This is a genomic window from Pseudomonas sp. B21128 (assembly GCF_044218865.1).
In the GTDB taxonomy this organism is placed as follows: domain Bacteria; phylum Pseudomonadota; class Gammaproteobacteria; order Pseudomonadales; family Pseudomonadaceae; genus Aquipseudomonas; species Aquipseudomonas iridis.
Genome location: NZ_CP162590.1, coordinates 3,003,131 through 3,017,868, shown reverse-complemented (window position 1 = coordinate 3,017,868; position 14,738 = coordinate 3,003,131). Strand labels below are relative to the sequence as shown.

Annotated in this window: 14 protein-coding genes; 2 read left to right on the top strand and 12 right to left on the bottom strand. The window is 59.1% G+C overall.

Annotated features, from left to right (window positions below; translation table 11 throughout):
* Window positions 1–11 precede the first annotated feature (11 nt).
* The 9 genes from mltG to AB4P91_RS13395 all read right to left on the bottom strand — a co-directional run bounded on the left by mltG (window position 12) and on the right by AB4P91_RS13395 (window position 7,349).
* On the bottom strand, window positions 12–1,187 hold the full coding sequence (mltG, locus tag AB4P91_RS13435) for an endolytic transglycosylase MltG (RefSeq protein ID WP_150596272.1): 1,176 nt from the start codon (window positions 1,185–1,187) through the stop codon (window positions 12–14).
* Window positions 1,188–1,190: 3 nt separating this feature from the next.
* Window positions 1,191–2,006: an aminodeoxychorismate lyase gene (pabC, locus tag AB4P91_RS13430; RefSeq protein WP_395602978.1), complete on the bottom strand. Its 816-nt coding sequence runs from the start codon at window positions 2,004–2,006 to the stop codon at window positions 1,191–1,193.
* Complete coding sequence (gene fabF / locus AB4P91_RS13425; RefSeq protein WP_042560432.1) at window positions 2,006–3,250, bottom strand: beta-ketoacyl-ACP synthase II; 1,245 nt, start codon at window positions 3,248–3,250, stop codon at window positions 2,006–2,008. The genes pabC and fabF overlap by 1 nt, the downstream gene beginning before the upstream one ends.
* A gap of 108 nt (window positions 3,251–3,358) precedes the next feature.
* Window positions 3,359–3,595, bottom strand: coding sequence for an acyl carrier protein (acpP, locus tag AB4P91_RS13420; protein ID WP_003442511.1), 237 nt, complete (start codon window positions 3,593–3,595; stop codon window positions 3,359–3,361).
* Between the two features lie 196 nt (window positions 3,596–3,791).
* Window positions 3,792–4,532: a 3-oxoacyl-ACP reductase FabG gene (gene fabG, locus AB4P91_RS13415; RefSeq protein WP_042560433.1), complete on the bottom strand. Its 741-nt coding sequence runs from the start codon at window positions 4,530–4,532 to the stop codon at window positions 3,792–3,794.
* A gap of 16 nt (window positions 4,533–4,548) precedes the next feature.
* Window positions 4,549–5,487, bottom strand: coding sequence for an ACP S-malonyltransferase (gene fabD, locus AB4P91_RS13410; RefSeq protein WP_150596273.1), 939 nt, complete (start codon window positions 5,485–5,487; stop codon window positions 4,549–4,551).
* A 123-nt stretch (window positions 5,488–5,610) separates the two neighbouring features.
* Window positions 5,611–6,621, bottom strand: a complete 1,011-nt coding sequence (gene plsX / locus AB4P91_RS13405; protein WP_080896053.1) for a phosphate acyltransferase PlsX — start codon at window positions 6,619–6,621, stop codon at window positions 5,611–5,613.
* Between the two features lie 4 nt (window positions 6,622–6,625).
* Window positions 6,626–6,808, bottom strand: coding sequence for a 50S ribosomal protein L32 (gene rpmF, locus AB4P91_RS13400; protein WP_008152339.1), 183 nt, complete (start codon window positions 6,806–6,808; stop codon window positions 6,626–6,628).
* Window positions 6,809–6,821: 13 nt separating this feature from the next.
* On the bottom strand, window positions 6,822–7,349 hold the full coding sequence (locus AB4P91_RS13395; protein ID WP_042560436.1) for a YceD family protein: 528 nt from the start codon (window positions 7,347–7,349) through the stop codon (window positions 6,822–6,824).
* A gap of 105 nt (window positions 7,350–7,454) precedes the next feature.
* Between AB4P91_RS13395 and AB4P91_RS13390 the strand changes: the two genes are divergently transcribed.
* The gene (locus tag AB4P91_RS13390; RefSeq protein ID WP_395604932.1) at window positions 7,455–8,033 is read left to right on the top strand and encodes a Maf family protein; all 579 of its coding nucleotides are present in this window, start codon (window positions 7,455–7,457) and stop codon (window positions 8,031–8,033) included.
* Window positions 8,034–8,152: 119 nt separating this feature from the next.
* Here the strand turns inward: AB4P91_RS13390 and sppA are convergent, their stop codons facing one another.
* Genes sppA through rluC form a run of 3 tightly spaced genes read right to left on the bottom strand, consistent with a single transcriptional unit; the run spans window position 8,153 to window position 10,775 of the window.
* Window positions 8,153–9,142: a signal peptide peptidase SppA gene (gene sppA, locus AB4P91_RS13385; protein WP_150593036.1), complete on the bottom strand. Its 990-nt coding sequence runs from the start codon at window positions 9,140–9,142 to the stop codon at window positions 8,153–8,155.
* Between the two features lie 24 nt (window positions 9,143–9,166).
* Window positions 9,167–9,829 (bottom strand): HAD-IA family hydrolase, encoded by a 663-nt coding sequence (locus tag AB4P91_RS13380; protein ID WP_150593035.1) that lies wholly within the window; start codon window positions 9,827–9,829, stop codon window positions 9,167–9,169.
* Window positions 9,816–10,775 (bottom strand): 23S rRNA pseudouridine(955/2504/2580) synthase RluC, encoded by a 960-nt coding sequence (gene rluC / locus AB4P91_RS13375; protein ID WP_150686830.1) that lies wholly within the window; start codon window positions 10,773–10,775, stop codon window positions 9,816–9,818. The genes AB4P91_RS13380 and rluC overlap by 14 nt, the downstream gene beginning before the upstream one ends.
* Before the next feature lie 698 nt (window positions 10,776–11,473).
* Between rluC and rne the strand changes: the two genes are divergently transcribed.
* Window positions 11,474–14,725: a ribonuclease E gene (gene rne, locus AB4P91_RS13370; protein ID WP_395604931.1), complete on the top strand. Its 3,252-nt coding sequence runs from the start codon at window positions 11,474–11,476 to the stop codon at window positions 14,723–14,725.
* Window positions 14,726–14,738: the final 13 nt, after the last annotated feature.

Here is a 14,738-nt window from a genome sequence, read left to right as displayed (position 1 = left end):
CTTAATAAAAGTCATTGCGTGTTTTGTGGTGCGTCGGCGTCAGGAGTCGGCACGGATTCCTCAGTCGGAACCTGCGGCAGCGACTCGGGCGCAGTATTCGGCGATGCCGCAGGAATCGACTCCTCGGCGGCCGGTGCCGCTTCCGGCGTAGTTGCCGGCGCCGGGCTGGAGCGGTAATCGGCACGGCGCTTGAGCTGAAATTCACGCACCGCATTGTTGTGCGCATCGAGATCGTCAGAGAACACATGGCTACCGTCGCCACGGGCAACAAAGTAGAGGCTGGTGCCGCCCACCGGGTTCAGCGCCGCGTGAATGGCTTCACGCCCGACCATCGCAATCGGCGTCGGCGGCAAGCCGGGAATCACGTAAGTGTTATAGGGCGTCGGCTCCTTGAGGTGAGCGCGGGTCAACTTGCCGGTATAGCGATCGCCCAAACCATAGATCACCGTCGGATCGGTCTGCAGCTGCATGCCCAGCGCCATCCGGCGTACAAAAACCCCGGCAATCTCGCCGCGTTCCTGCGGTACACCGGTTTCCTTCTCGACCAGTGACGCCATGATCAGCGCTTGATAAGGTTCTTTGTACGGCACATCGGCAGCGCGTTTTTCCCACTCTTTGGCCAGCACTTCGTCGAGACGCTCAAAAGCCTTTTTCAGCAGCTCGGTATCAGACACGCCGCGCACGAAACGATAGGTATCGGGGAAGAAACGGCCTTCCGGGAACAGGCCCTTGTGGCCAATCTTCGCCATCACGTCGCTGTCGCTCAAACCATTGAGGGTCTGCTCGATTTTTTCATCTTTGGCCAGCGCAGCACGCACCTGGTGGAAATTCCAGCCCTCAACCAGCGTCAGGCTGTACTGAACCACGTCGCCACGCTTCCACGAATCGATCAGACCGTTGACGGTCATCCCGGGCTGCATGCGGTATTCGCCAGTGTGGATCGGCGTGCCAGCAAGGTTGAAACGCCAATAGACCCGTAGCCAGAAAGCGTCTTTGATGACGCCATCGCTTTCGAGTCCAAGGAAGGTACGGGTCGGTGTAGAGCCTTTCGGCACATCCAGCAGTTCTTCCTGCGTGATGTTCAGGGGCTGTTCCAGCGCGGAGTGAATCTTCCAGGCGCTGGCGCCCAACAGCAGCCCTGCCAGAACCAGTCCGGTTTCCAGCAGCAGCAATAATTTACGTCTCACAAATCAGGCATCCAGTAGGGCGCGGGCAATGGTTTGCAGTTTACGGGTGAGCGGGCCAACCGGCCAGCTCAGTGCAGCGTAGGCGCGTACCGGCCAGACGCCATATACGCTGTTGCAGACAAACACTTCATCGGCCCATTGCAGCTGTTCCAGGCCGATATCGACGGTTTGGGTGGGGATGGCCAATGACTCGGCCTGAAACAATATTTCCGCGCGCATCACACCGGCGACACCGCAGCGTTTCAGATCGGGCGTGATCAACACACCATCGCGCACCAGAAACACGTTGCTGAACACCCCTTCGATCACTCGACCGGCCTGATCAAGCATCAAGCCTTCAGCGTGCTCGCTGTCTTGCCATTCGGCGCGGGCGAGTACTTGTTCCAGTCGATTGAGGTGTTTGAGTCCGGCAAGCAATGGCTGCCTGGACAGACGCGTGTTGCACGGAAACAGGCGGATGCCATATTCGGCGTGCGCAGCAGGATAAGCCGCCGGCGGATTGCCTTGCAGAATGCGTCGACCCGGCGCCGCAGTGTCAGGCGCGTAACCGCGCAAACCGTCGCCACGGGTGAGGATGAGTTTAAGCACACCCTCGCCCATCGCGGCAGCGTAGCTCAGCAGTTCCTGGCGAATCAGTTCGATATCGGCAGTGATAGCCAGACGCGAGCAGCCATCGGCCAGCCGCGTCATGTGTCGATCAAGCAATACCGGCTGGCCGTCGTGCACGGCAATGGTCTCGAACAGACCATCGCCGTAAGCCAGGCCGCGGTCTTTGAGCGACAGAGTGTCTGCCGGTTGACCGTCGACCCAGCCGTCCATCAGCCTGCGAACCGACGGAACGCCAAGGTACCGTTGGTGCCGCCAAAGCCGAAGGAGTTCGACAGCACGACATCGATGTCCATGTTGCGCGCGGTGTGCGGCACGAAATCGAGATCACAGCCTTCGTCCGGCTCATCAAGGTTGATGGTTGGCGGCGCCACCTGGCTGTTGATCGCCAGGATGCTGAAGATCGCCTCGACCGCGCCCGCCGCACCCAGCAGGTGACCGGTCATGGACTTGGTGGAGCTGACCGCCAGTTTATAGGCGTGCTCGCCGAACACCGACCTGATCGCGTTGGCCTCGGCTAGGTCGCCGGCCGGGGTCGAAGTGCCGTGGGCATTGATGTACTGCACTTGATCGGCGTTGATCTTCGCGTCGCGCAAGGCGTTGGTGATGCAGCGAGCTGCACCCGCGCCGTCGGCAGGTGGCGAAGTCATGTGGAACGCATCGCCACTGGTGCCGAAACCGATCAGCTCGGCGTAAATGGTCGCGCCGCGCGCCTTGGCGTGTTCGAGTTCTTCGAGCACCAGTGCACCGGCACCGTCGGACAGTACGAAACCATCACGACCCTTGTCCCAGGGACGGCTGGCGCGAGTTGGCTCGTCGTTGCGCGTCGACAGCGCACGGGAAGCGCCGAAGCCGCCCATGCCCAGACCGCATGCGGCCATTTCGGCACCGCCGGCAATCATCACGTCGGCTTCGTCGTACATGATGTTGCGCGCCGCCATGCCGATGCAGTGCGTACCGGTGGTACACGCTGTAGCGATGGCGTAGTTAGGTCCCTGTGCGCCCAGATGGATGGACAGGAAACCGGAAATCATATTGATGATCGAGCCTGGCACGAAGAATGGCGAGATTCGACGCGGGCCCGTCTCATGCAAAGTACGGCTGGTTTCTTCGATATTGGTCAGACCGCCGATGCCCGAACCCATGGCCACGCCAATGCGTTCGCGGTTGGCGTCAGTGACTTCCAGACCAGCGTTGCGTACGGCCTGAAAGCCAGCCGCGAGACCGTACTGAATGAACAGGTCGAGCTTGCGCGCTTCCTTGACCGACAGGTATTCCTCGACATTGAAGCCCTTTACCGAGCCGCCAAAGCGGGTGGAATAGGCAGAAAGGTCGGTGTGTTCGATCAGACCAATGCCACTGCGGCCAGCCAGAATGCCCTGCCAACTGCTTGGCACATCCGTGCCCAGTGGCGACAACATACCCATACCGGTGACTACGACGCGTCTACGCGACACAGCACTCTCCTTTTTCAAATGACGACTTTGCATCAGGCCTAAAGAAAAAACCGCACGCCGTGATGGCAGTGCGGTTTTTCCATGACAGCAAGCAACGATTACAAGCTATTAAGCCTGGTGGTTTGTAACGTAATCGATTGCAGCTTGTACAGTAGTGATCTTCTCAGCTTCTTCGTCAGGGATTTCGGTCTCGAATTCCTCTTCCAGAGCCATCACCAGCTCAACGGTGTCAAGGGAGTCGGCACCCAGGTCTTCTACGAAGGAAGCGGTGTTAACCACTTCTTCTTCTTTAACACCCAGTTGCTCGGCAACGATTTTCTTGACGCGCTCTTCGATGGTGCTCATACCTTGTTTTCACTCCTAATGGACAAATTCAGGCAGCTGGCCAGTGGGTAAGTGTATAGAAAGACTTTTCAGTTTTTCAACTGAAAGCTTCACTCCTCAAACCCTGCGGCCCTCTGCCTATAAATAGATTGCAGCTTTATAACGGATTTTAGACAGCTCGTATGACATTTTTTTGAAGCAATCCGTCACATTTTACTTACATGTACATCCCACCGTTCACCGGGATTGTAGCCCCAGTTACGTATGCCGCACCGTCGGATGCAAGAAAAGCGACCACAGACGCGATCTCTTGAGCTTGTCCCAGACGACCCAGCGGAATCTGCGTCTGCAAGGCTTCACGCTGTGCTTCAGGCAATTCGCGGGTCATATCGGTGTCGATAAACCCTGGGGTTACCGAGTTGACCGTAATCGAACGCGAACCGACTTCACGCGCCATTGCACGGCTGAAACCTTCCAGACCGGCCTTGGCGGCTGCATAGTTTACTTGGCCTGCGTTGCCCATGGCACCCACCACCGAGCCAATACTGATAATTCGACCCCAACGGGCTTTGGTCATGCCGCGCAAAACGCCCTTGGACAGGCGATACAGACTGTTCAGGTTGGTATCGATCACGTCGTACCATTCGTCATCTTTCATGCGCATCATCAGGTTATCGCGGGTGATGCCGGCATTATTGACCAAAATTGCCGGTGCACCGAACTGCTCCTGAATGGTCGCGATCACTTTGCTGACGGATTCGTCGCTGGTGACGTTGAGTTCCAGACCGGTACCCTGAATGCCGTGCTCTTTGAGCGTCGCGGCAATCGCCTCGGCACCCTTGGCGGAGGTTGCGGTACCCACAACGATGGCGCCCTGACGGCCCAGTTCCAGTGCGATAGCCTGGCCGATACCGCGGCTTGCACCGGTGACCAGTGCAACTTTACCTTGCAGACTCATGCAAGTTTCTCCTGATTCAGGCCTGCGCTGCACGAGCGGCAGCGAAAGCGTCTGGGGTATTGAGGTTGGAAGTCGAAACGCCTTCGGCGCAACGTTTGTTCAGACCGGCCAGTACTTTGCCGGGGCCACATTCGACCAGATTGGTCGCGCCCCTGGCGGCCAGTGTCTGTACGGACTCGACCCAGCGTACTGGCTTGTAGAGTTGTTCGAGCAGATCGCGCTTGAGGGTTTCCAGATCGGCCGGCACTTGTGCGCTGACGTTCTGTACCACCGGGATCTGCGGCGCCTGCCAGTCAATGGCGGCGATGGATTCAGCAAAGCGCTCGGCAGCCGGACGCATCAGCTCGCAGTGCGACGGCACGCTCACCGGCAGCGGCATGGCACGCTTGGCGCCACGCGCCTTGCAGCCTTCAATGGCGCGCTCGACGGCAGCCTTGGCACCGGCCACTACAACCTGGCCCGGGGAGTTGAAGTTGACGGCACTGACCACTTCGCCCTGCGCCGCTTCAGCACAGGCCGCCAGCACGTCAGCGTCTTCCAGACCCAGAATGGCAGCCATGCCGCCCTGCCCGGCCGGAACCGCTTCCTGCATCAGCTGGCCACGGCGCTCAACGAGCTTTACCGCATCAGCCAGACTCAGGCTGCCGGCAGCCACCAGCGCGCTGTATTCACCCAGGCTGTGACCGGCAACAAATGCCGGACGCGCGCCACCTTCAGCCAGCCACAGACGCCACAAGGCGATCGATGCGGTCAGAATGGCCGGTTGGGTTTTGTCGGTTTGATTAAGCAGCTCTTCCGGCCCCTGCTGGGTCAGTGCCCACAGGTCATAACCCAGAGCAGCGGAGGCTTCTTGGAACGTTTCGAGGATCAGTGGATGTTGCGCGCCCAGCTCGGCCAGCATGCCGAGGGACTGCGAACCTTGTCCTGGAAAGACGAATGCGAGGGAAGCAGACATGTAACAAGCCCCTAATGATCTTGTCGTCGGAAAATGACGCCCCACTGGGGGACGCAAGAAACTGACAGTTGGATGGCCCTTTGAACCGGGCGGTCACATTTAAGCATTGTCCGACGAAAACGCCTAAGACAACAAATCCTCCAGACGCCCGTGAAGACGCTCTGGCAGGTTCTCCTGAATCTCGATCAGCGCACGCTGAATCGCACTCTGAAAGCCCTGAACTCCCGCCGAACCGTGGCTTTTCACCACAATGCCCTGCAAGCCAAGGAAGCTTGCCCCATTGTGTCGCGCCGGCGCCAGATCCGCCTGCAAGCGCTTCATCAATGGCAGCGCCAAGGCACCGATTGCGCGCGAAGCCATGTTCTTTTTGAACAGCGCCTCAATGCGCGCAGCAATCATCGTCGCCAGGCCTTCGCTGGACTTGAGCAGAATGTTGCCGACAAACCCGTCGCACACCACCACATCCGCCTCACCGCGATACAGGCCGTCACCTTCGACGAAACCGATGTAGTTGATGCCTCTGGCCGCCTGCAACAGCGTTGCCGCCAACTTGACCTGCTGATTGCCCTTGATGTCTTCGGTGCCGATGTTCAGCAACGCCACCCGAGGGCGAGCAATACCCAGCGTCTGTGCCGCCACCGAGCCCATCACCGCAAACTGCAACAGATGTTCCGCACTGCAATCGACGTTGGCGCCAAGATCAAGCAACTGGCAATAACCTTTCTGCGTCGGAATGGCGGCAACCATCGCGGGACGGTCGATACCCGGCAAGGTCTTCAGCACATACCGCGACAGCGCCATCAACGCACCGGTATTACCGGCACTGACACAGGCTTGAGCCTTGCCATCACGCACCAGTTCAAGGGCAACACGCATCGACGAGTCCGGCTTGCCACGCAGGGCCTGAGTCGGTTTTTCGTCCATGGTGATGACTTCGCTGGCCGCCACAATCGTCAGGCGCGCGCGATCGGCAGCCGATTGGCCGTTGATCAATTCTTCAAGAAGGGAGGGTTGACCGACGAGGGTCAGGTGCAGCGAGGGCGTAGCAGACAGGCAAGCAAGGCTGGCCTGAACAATGCTGCGGGGACCGAAGTCCCCGCCCATTGCGTCAATCGCGATGACTTGAGCAGACAAGTGATTACTCGTCAGCGCCCTTGTCGATCACTTTACGGCCACGGTATACGCCTTCTGGCGATACGTGGTGACGCAGGTGAATTTCACCAGTGGTTTTTTCTACAGACAGAGTGCTCGCCGTCAGGGCGTCGTGCGAACGACGCATGTCACGGGCAGAGCGGGATTTTTTGTTCTGCTGAACAGCCATAATTGATTAACTCCTAAACGTTTGGGTCACGCTTTAACTGCGCCAATACACTGAACGGGTTGGACCGCGTTACCTCGTCCTCGCTCGGTTCGGGCTCATCTGACCCCGCCGGCTGCTGGCATTCTTCCGGATGATGAGCAGGCACAATAGGCAAGGCAAGCAAAAGCTCCTCCTCGACCAGTGACTGCAGATCCAATGGATCTTCGCCCAGTTCCAGCACGTCATAACCTTTCGGTAACGACTGGGTATTCGCACCCTCCTTAACCACAGCGTAACTGCATTCGCTGTGGATCGGCAGGGTGACCAGCTCAAGACAACGCTGGCAAACCATTTTGACCTCGGTGTCGATAAAGCTGTGGATTACCACAGATTTACGTTCATCTCGTTCAAAAACGAATTTCGCCTGCACCGTACCGACAGTGTCGGAAAGCGGGTCGCAGAGTCTCTTCAAATCGGCCAGCAGCAGCTCACCTTGGATGGTGGTGCCACGATCAGCCAATTTGCGCGGGTCAACGTGAGGTGGAATCGGGTCATTCAACATAGGCGCAGCATTATAGGGATGCCCCCACCCATGTCAAAGGAAATTGTGCCCTGTCCGTCACTTGCGTGCCTCCGCTAGAATTCACACCTGCCTCAGGAGACGCAAATGCTGCCTTTATTACTTGCTTCAAGCTCGACTTATCGCCGGGAATTGCTCTCCCGCCTGCACCTGCCGTTCGTCTGCAGCTCGCCAGATATCGATGAAAGCCACCGCCCCGGCGAACCGGCAATCGAGCTGGTCAAACGTCTTGCCGAACAAAAGGCCCGAGCATTGGCCGACAGCCACCCTGCTCATCTGATTATTGGCTCCGACCAGGTGGCCGTCCTCGGCGACCGGATCGTCGGCAAGCCGCACACTTTCGACAAGGCCCGCGAGCAACTGATGGCCGCCAGCGGCGCCAGCGTGACCTTCCTGACCGGCCTTGCGCTGCTCAACAGCCAGACAGGGCAATGCCAGGTCGACTGCGTGCCGTTTACCGTGCACATGCGCCAGCTCGATCAGGCACGGGTCGAGCGTTATTTGCACATCGAGCAGCCTTACGACTGCGCGGGCAGCTTCAAGGCTGAAGGGTTGGGCGTGAGCCTGTTCCAGTCCACCGAAGGCCCTGACGCTACCAGCCTGGTCGGCTTGCCGCTGATTCGCCTGATCGACATGCTGCTACTTGAAGGCGTACAGATTCCTTAAAGCAAAAGATCGCAGCCTGCGAAAGCTCTTACAGGGTTCGCGTCATCGCAAATAATGCGAATGAACATCGAACCTGCAGGCGCTGCCGCAGACTGCGATCTTTTGATCGCTACAACCAATTAACGCAACGATGGCCCGTGGAAACCCATCCACATCGCCAACTGCTCGGCCACACTGGCGCCAAGTTTCTTCGAGAAGCGGTCAAACGGCGATTCCTGAACAGTAAAGTCGACCAACTCTTTCTCGCCGACCACATCACGCGCCACCGAACTGGCACTCCCCAGACCATCGATCAAGCCTAGCGGCAGCGCCTGCTCGCCAGACCAGACCAGCCCGGAGAACAGCTCCGGATGCTCTTTGTCCTTCAGGCGATCGCCACGCCCCTGCTTGACGCTGTTGATGAACTGTTTGTGCGTGGTGTCCAGCACACCTTGCCAGAACGCCGTTTCTTCAGGCTTCTGCGGCTGGAACGGATCAAGGAACGATTTGTGCTCGCCAGACGTGTACGTGCGACGCTCGACTCCCAGCTTCTCCATGGTGCCAACAAAGCCGTAACCGGCCGCTGTCACACCAATGGAGCCGACCAGACTCGCCTTGTCGGCGTAGATCTGATCCGCGGCGCTGGCGATGTAATACGCACCAGACGCGCCGAGATCGGAAATCACCGCGTACAGCTTGATCTCCGGGTGCAAGCCACGCAGACGCTTGATTTCGTCATACACATAACCGGACTGCACAGGACTGCCACCCGGACTGTTGATCCGCAGGATGACACCCTTCACCTTCTTGTCCTCGAACGCAGCGCGCAGGCTGCCGACAATGTTGTCGGCACTGGCCGGTTCTTTGTCGGCGATCACGCCGGTGACGTCGATCAGCGCGGTGTAGTTCTCGCCGCGAGTCGCGCTTTTTTCCATGTCCATCAGCGGCGTGAACAGGATCAACGCGACAAACAGGTAAGCAAACGTCAGAAATTTGAAGAAAATCCCCCAGCGCCGCGAACGACGCTGTTCCTGCACACCCGCCAGAAGGGTCTTTTCCAGCAGCTTCCAGCTCTTCTCGTCACCGCCGTCGGCACTTGCCTTGGCCGGTGCTTTCCATTCGTCGGTCATGCCATCCACCCCAGCAAAAACGTATTAAGCCTGCTGTGCCAGCCAAGCATGCAATTCGGAAAAACGGTCGATCGACAGACGCGGTTCAAACAGCTTCAACGCCTCGATCGATTGCGCGCCATAACTGACAGCCACCGAATCCATCCCCGCGTTACGCGCCATCAGCAGATCGAAGGACGAATCCCCGACCATCAGCGCCTGGTCCGCACGCACACCGCAATGAGCAAGTATCTGCTCCAGCATCAGAGGGTGCGGCTTGCTCGCAGTTTCATCGGCCGCACGGGTAATGTCGAAATACTCTTCCCAGCCGTTGGCCTTGAGCACCCGATCCAGTCCGCGCCGATTCTTGCCGGTCGCGACAGCCAGGTGATAACCCTGCTCACGAAAGGACGTCATCGATTCAACGACGCCCTCAAACAGCGGCGAAGGCACAGCCTCTGCCGCAATGTAGTGATCAGCGTAATACTCACGAAACAAGGTCATTTCGGCATCGCTGATTTCGGGATACAAGGTGCGTATCGCCTCGGGCAGGCCAAGACCGATGATGCCTTTGACGGCAAAATCATCACGCAACTCGAAACCGGAGCGCCCGGACGCCGAATGCATGGCCTCGACGATCCGATGAATGGAATCGGCCAGGGTGCCGTCCCAATCGAAAATCAGCAGTTTGTAATCAGATGGGCGCACTCAATCGCTCCACGGTCTTGGCCCACATTTCATCGACCGGCGCCTGCAAGGTCAGCTTGCCGCCATCCGGCAGCGGCACGGTCAGCATGTAAGCATGCAGGAACAGGCGCTTGCCGCCCAGATCGCGGATTTCCTTGGTGAAACCCTCGTCGCCATACTTGCTGTCGCCAGCAATGCAATGCCCGGCGTGCAGGGTGTGAACGCGAATCTGGTGGGTACGACCGGTCACAGGCTTGGCTTCGACCATGGTCGCGAAGTCGCCAAAGCGGCGCAGCACCTTGAACAGGGTCAGGGCTTCTTTGCCTTCTTCATTGACTTCAACCATGCGCTCGCCGGAACGCAAATTGCTCTTGAGCAATGGCGCGCTGACTTTCTTGATCGACGTCGCCCAGTTGCCCCGAACCAGCGCCATGTAGCGCTTGTCGATACCATCGCCGCGCAACTGCTCGTGCAAGTGACGGAGCATGCTGCGCTTCTTGGCAATCATCAGCAGGCCGGAAGTGTCGCGGTCGAGACGGTGGACCAGCTCCAGCTCTTTGGTATCCGGACGCAACTGACGAAAGGCTTCGATCACACCGAAGTTCAAGCCGCTGCCACCGTGAACCGCAATGCCCGCAGGCTTGTTGATCACGATCAGGGCTTTATCTTCGAAGACGATCGAGGCTTCGAGGCGCTGCAAAAGGCCCTGAGCCAGAGGCACCGGTTCGTCACGCTCAGGCACGCGAACGGGCGGCACGCGCACGACATCACCGGCCTGCAGCTTGTATTCGGGCTTGATCCGACCTTTGTTCACACGCACTTCGCCTTTGCGCAAAATGCGGTAAATCAAAGTCTTGGGCACACCTTTTAGCCGGGCGAGGAGAAAATTGTCGATTCGTTGGCCGGCATACTCCGGCGAGACTTCAAGCAGTTGAACGCCTGGAGTCGAAGGGGCAGTAGTTGTCATGGCGCGGATGATAACAATTTTTATGGATTTGAAGCACTTAATCATTGCTGCTATAGTCGCGAACGCCGCCAAAAGCGGCCTGGACAGCGGCACCACGGTCAAAAACCGGCCCTGACCAACGCAATTCACCAGGACGCGAGGCCGTCCTACGGGGCTTTCGCTACGTAACGGTGGAGTTTGCAGTTGTAACAAGCGCAGGTGACATAAGGCCTGAATCACACCGCCGAGCAGAGTTTTTACTCGCCTGGCAGGCAAACATTCAAGGCCAGTTCACAAAGTGCAGTCAGCTGTGAATGACCCCGAGCGAAGGCTTCGGAAACAACGCCTAAATTAGCCATGATGCGTGACCTCCCCTTTCGGAGCTCACGGTAAATGCCAACCCGTTGCGGATTCTGCGCGCGGCAGCACCCGAATTATCAGGGATACGTGTAGGGTGGAGATGCACAACCGCTGGACTGTGTAGCATTAGGCTTTATCAAGACGCTTCATCTCGTCCACAGCCACTGGTTGATTCCTCCTCCTGACTGAGTGCTTAAGTAGCCACAGCAAGCAGGACGCGTACGTCGCGGTCTCGGCCCAATTGGCCGCAATCGCTGGACACGGGAATGGCCAACCACTCCCGACGCACCTGACACCGACCGTGAGAAGTCGTGTGTGCCGAACGCCGTTTCCGGCAGCCCGGAAACCGACGGTACTACATGAAAAGAATGCTGATTAACGCAACTCAACCCGAAGAGTTGCGTGTTGCACTGGTAGATGGCCAACGCCTCTACGACCTGGACATCGAATCCGGTGCACGCGAGCAGAAAAAAGCCAATATCTATAAAGGCAAGATCACTCGCATCGAACCAAGCCTTGAGGCTGCCTTTGTCGACTTCGGCTCTGAGCGCCACGGCTTCCTGCCCCTCAAAGAAATTTCCCGCGAATACTTCAAGAAAGCCCCTGAAGGCCGCGTCAACATCAAGGACGTCCTGAGCGAAGGCCAGGAAGTCATCGTTCAGGTCGAGAAAGAAGAACGTGGCAACAAGGGCGCAGCCCTGACCACCTTCATCAGCCTGGCCGGTCGTTACCTCGTACTGATGCCGAACAACCCGCGTGCCGGCGGTATCTCCCGTCGCATCGAAGGCGAAGAGCGCAACGAACTGCGTGAAGCGCTGAACGGTCTGGTTGCTCCAGCCGACATGGGTCTGATCGTGCGCACTGCCGGCCTTGGCCGCAGCAGCGAAGAAATGCAGTGGGACCTCGATTACCTGCTGCAACTCTGGACCGCCATCAAAGAAGCCTCGCTGGATCGCGCCGCGCCATTCCTGATCTACCAGGAAAGCAACGTGATCATCCGCGCTATCCGCGATTACTTGCGCCAGGACATCGGCGAAGTGTTGATCGACAGCGTTGAAGCCCAGGACGAAGCCCTGACCTTCATCCGCCAGGTGATGCCGCAGTACGCCAGCAAGATCAAGCTGTACGAAGACAGCGTTCCGCTGTTCAACCGTTTCCAGATCGAAAGCCAGATCGAGACCGCTTTCCAGCGCGTCGTCGAACTGCCTTCCGGCGGCTCCATCGTTATCGATCCGACCGAAGCCCTGGTGTCCATCGACATCAACTCGGCCCGCGCCACCAAAGGCAGCGACATCGAAGAAACCGCTCTGCAGACCAACCTTGAAGCGGCTGAAGAAATCGCCCGTCAGTTGCGCCTGCGCGACATCGGCGGCCTGATCGTCATCGACTTCATCGACATGACCCCTGCCAAGAACCAGCGCGCCGTGGAAGAGAAAGTCCGCGAATGCCTGGAAGCCGACCGCGCTCGCGTGCAGATCGGCCGTATCTCGCGCTTCGGCCTGCTGGAAATGTCCCGTCAGCGCCTGCGTCCATCGCTGGGCGAAAGCAGCGGCATCGTTTGCCCGCGTTGCAACGGCACCGGCATCATCCGCGACGTTGAATCGCTGTCGCTGGCGATCCTGCGCCTGATCGAAGAAGAAGCACTGAAAGACCGCACCGCCGAAGTCCGCGCCCAGGTGCCGATCCCGGTTGCTGCGTTCCTGCTCAACGAAAAACGCAACTCGATCACCAAGATCGAACTGCGCACCCGTGCCCGCATCATCATTCTGCCGAACGATCACCTCGAAACGCCGCACTTCGAAGTTCAGCGTCTGCGTGATGACAGCCCGGAAGCCGCGACCAACCAGTCCAGCTACGAAATCGCTGCGGCCGCTGCCGAAGTCGAAGAAGTCCAGCCAGCCGCTGCGACCCGCACCCTGGTTCGCCAGGAAGCCGCGGTCAAGACTGCCCCGGCTCGCGCTAACGCTCCGGTTCCGACCGAAGTTGCTGCACCTGCCGCACCAGCGCCTGCTCCGGCTGCCATACCAGAACCAAGCCTGTTCAAAGGTCTGGTGAAGTCGTTGGTCAGCCTGTTCGCTACCAAGGAAGAGCCAGCCGCTCCGGTGGTGGTTGAAAAACCGGCCACCGAACGTCCGGCCCGTAACGAAGAGCGTCGCAACGGTCGTCAGCAGAGCCGCAACCGTAACGGTCGCCGCGATGAAGAACGCAAGCCGCGCGAAGAACGTGCACCGCGTGAAGAGCGCGCCCCACGTGAGCCGCGTGAAGAGCGTCAGCCTCGTGAACCCCGTGAAGTTCGCGAGCCTCGTGAAGCCCGCACCGAAGCGCCAGCCGCCCGCGAAGAACGCGCACCCCGCGCCCCGCGTGAAGAGCGTGCACCACGTGCTCCACGTGAAGATCGCAAGCCACGTGGCGAGCGTGAAGAACGTGTTCGTGAACTGCGCGAGCCACTGGATGCCGCTCCAGCTGTAGCCGCTGCCGCTGCCGTGACCGCTGAAGAGCGTCCGGCCCGTCAGCCACGTGAAGAGCGCGCACCGCGTCCACCGCGTGAAGAACGCCAACCGCGCGCCGAGCAGGCCGCTGCTGCCGTTGCCGATGAAGAAGAAGTCATCAGCAACGAAGAGCAATTGCCGGAAGACGGTTCGGAGAGCGCCGAAGGCGATCGCCCACGTCGTCGCTCCCGCGGTCAGCGCCGTCGCAGCAACCGTCGTGAGCGTCAGCGTGATGCCAATGGCAACGTGATCGAAGGTTCGGAAGAGTCCGAGTCCGACGAAAACGCTGAAGGCCCAAGCACTGCCGATCTGGCCGCTGGCCTGGCCGTGACCACCGCCGTCGCCAGCAGCGTGATCAGCGCTCCGGCTGAAGCACAAGCTCACGAGCAAGCCGAACGTGCCACCGCCGCGACTCTGGAAACTGCTCCAGTAGAAGCACCGGTTGTTGAAGCCACCACTCCAGTGGAAGTGACAGCAGCTCCGGAAGTTGAAGTAGCACCGGCTCGTGAAACCCAGGCTCAGTTTGAAGCATTTGCTGAACCTGCTGCCGAACCTGCGCCAGTCGTCGAGGCACCGGTCGTCGCTGCAGAGCCGGTTGTCAAAACCGTCGCTGAAACCGTGACCGAAACCGTGCGTGAAGTTCGCGAAGAGCAGACTGCATTCAACTGGGTAGCTGAGCCTGCGGCCGCTGAAACACCAGCGCCTGCATACGAAGCGCCAGTGGTTGAAGAAGCCAAGGTTGCCGAACCGGCTCCAGCGCCAATCGTTGAAGCGCCAGTCGTCGAGGCTCCAGTGATTGCCGAAGCACCCGCCCCAGTGGTTGAAACTGCTCCGGCCAGCGCCCTGGCACCAAACGGCCGCGCACCAAACGACCCGCGTGAAGTGCGTCGTCGCAAGCGTGAAGAAGAGCGTCTGGCGAAGGAAGCCGAGCTGGCAGCAGCTTCTGCTCCGGTCGTTGCCGAGCCAGTGGTTGCTGAAGTGGTTGAGGCAGCGCCTGCCCCGACTGCCGAAGAAGCTACGGTTGAATCGGTGATCGCTGAAGCGCCACGCTCCGTTCAGGACGCGGCACAGCAACACGAAGAGGCCCAGGAAAAAGAACACGAGCCTAAACCACTCGTCTGATTCCGTAAGCCAT

Coding starts and splice junctions, on each gene's coding strand:
- pabC (WP_395602978.1), bottom strand. CDS start 2,006: ATGGACGGCTGGGTCGACGGTCAACCGGCAGACACTCTGTCGCTCAAA.
- acpP (WP_003442511.1), bottom strand. CDS start 3,595: ATGAGCACCATCGAAGAGCGCGTCAAGAAAATCGTTGCCGAGCAACTG.
- fabG (WP_042560433.1), bottom strand. CDS start 4,532: ATGAGTCTGCAAGGTAAAGTTGCACTGGTCACCGGTGCAAGCCGCGGT.
- fabD (WP_150596273.1), bottom strand. CDS start 5,487: ATGTCTGCTTCCCTCGCATTCGTCTTTCCAGGACAAGGTTCGCAGTCC.
- rpmF (WP_008152339.1), bottom strand. CDS start 6,808: ATGGCTGTTCAGCAGAACAAAAAATCCCGCTCTGCCCGTGACATGCGT.
- AB4P91_RS13395 (WP_042560436.1), bottom strand. CDS start 7,349: ATGTTGAATGACCCGATTCCACCTCACGTTGACCCGCGCAAATTGGCT.
- AB4P91_RS13390 (WP_395604932.1), top strand. CDS start 7,455: ATGCTGCCTTTATTACTTGCTTCAAGCTCGACTTATCGCCGGGAATTG.
- sppA (WP_150593036.1), bottom strand. CDS start 9,142: ATGACCGACGAATGGAAAGCACCGGCCAAGGCAAGTGCCGACGGCGGT.
- rluC (WP_150686830.1), bottom strand. CDS start 10,775: ATGACAACTACTGCCCCTTCGACTCCAGGCGTTCAACTGCTTGAAGTC.
- rne (WP_395604931.1), top strand. CDS start 11,474: ATGAAAAGAATGCTGATTAACGCAACTCAACCCGAAGAGTTGCGTGTT.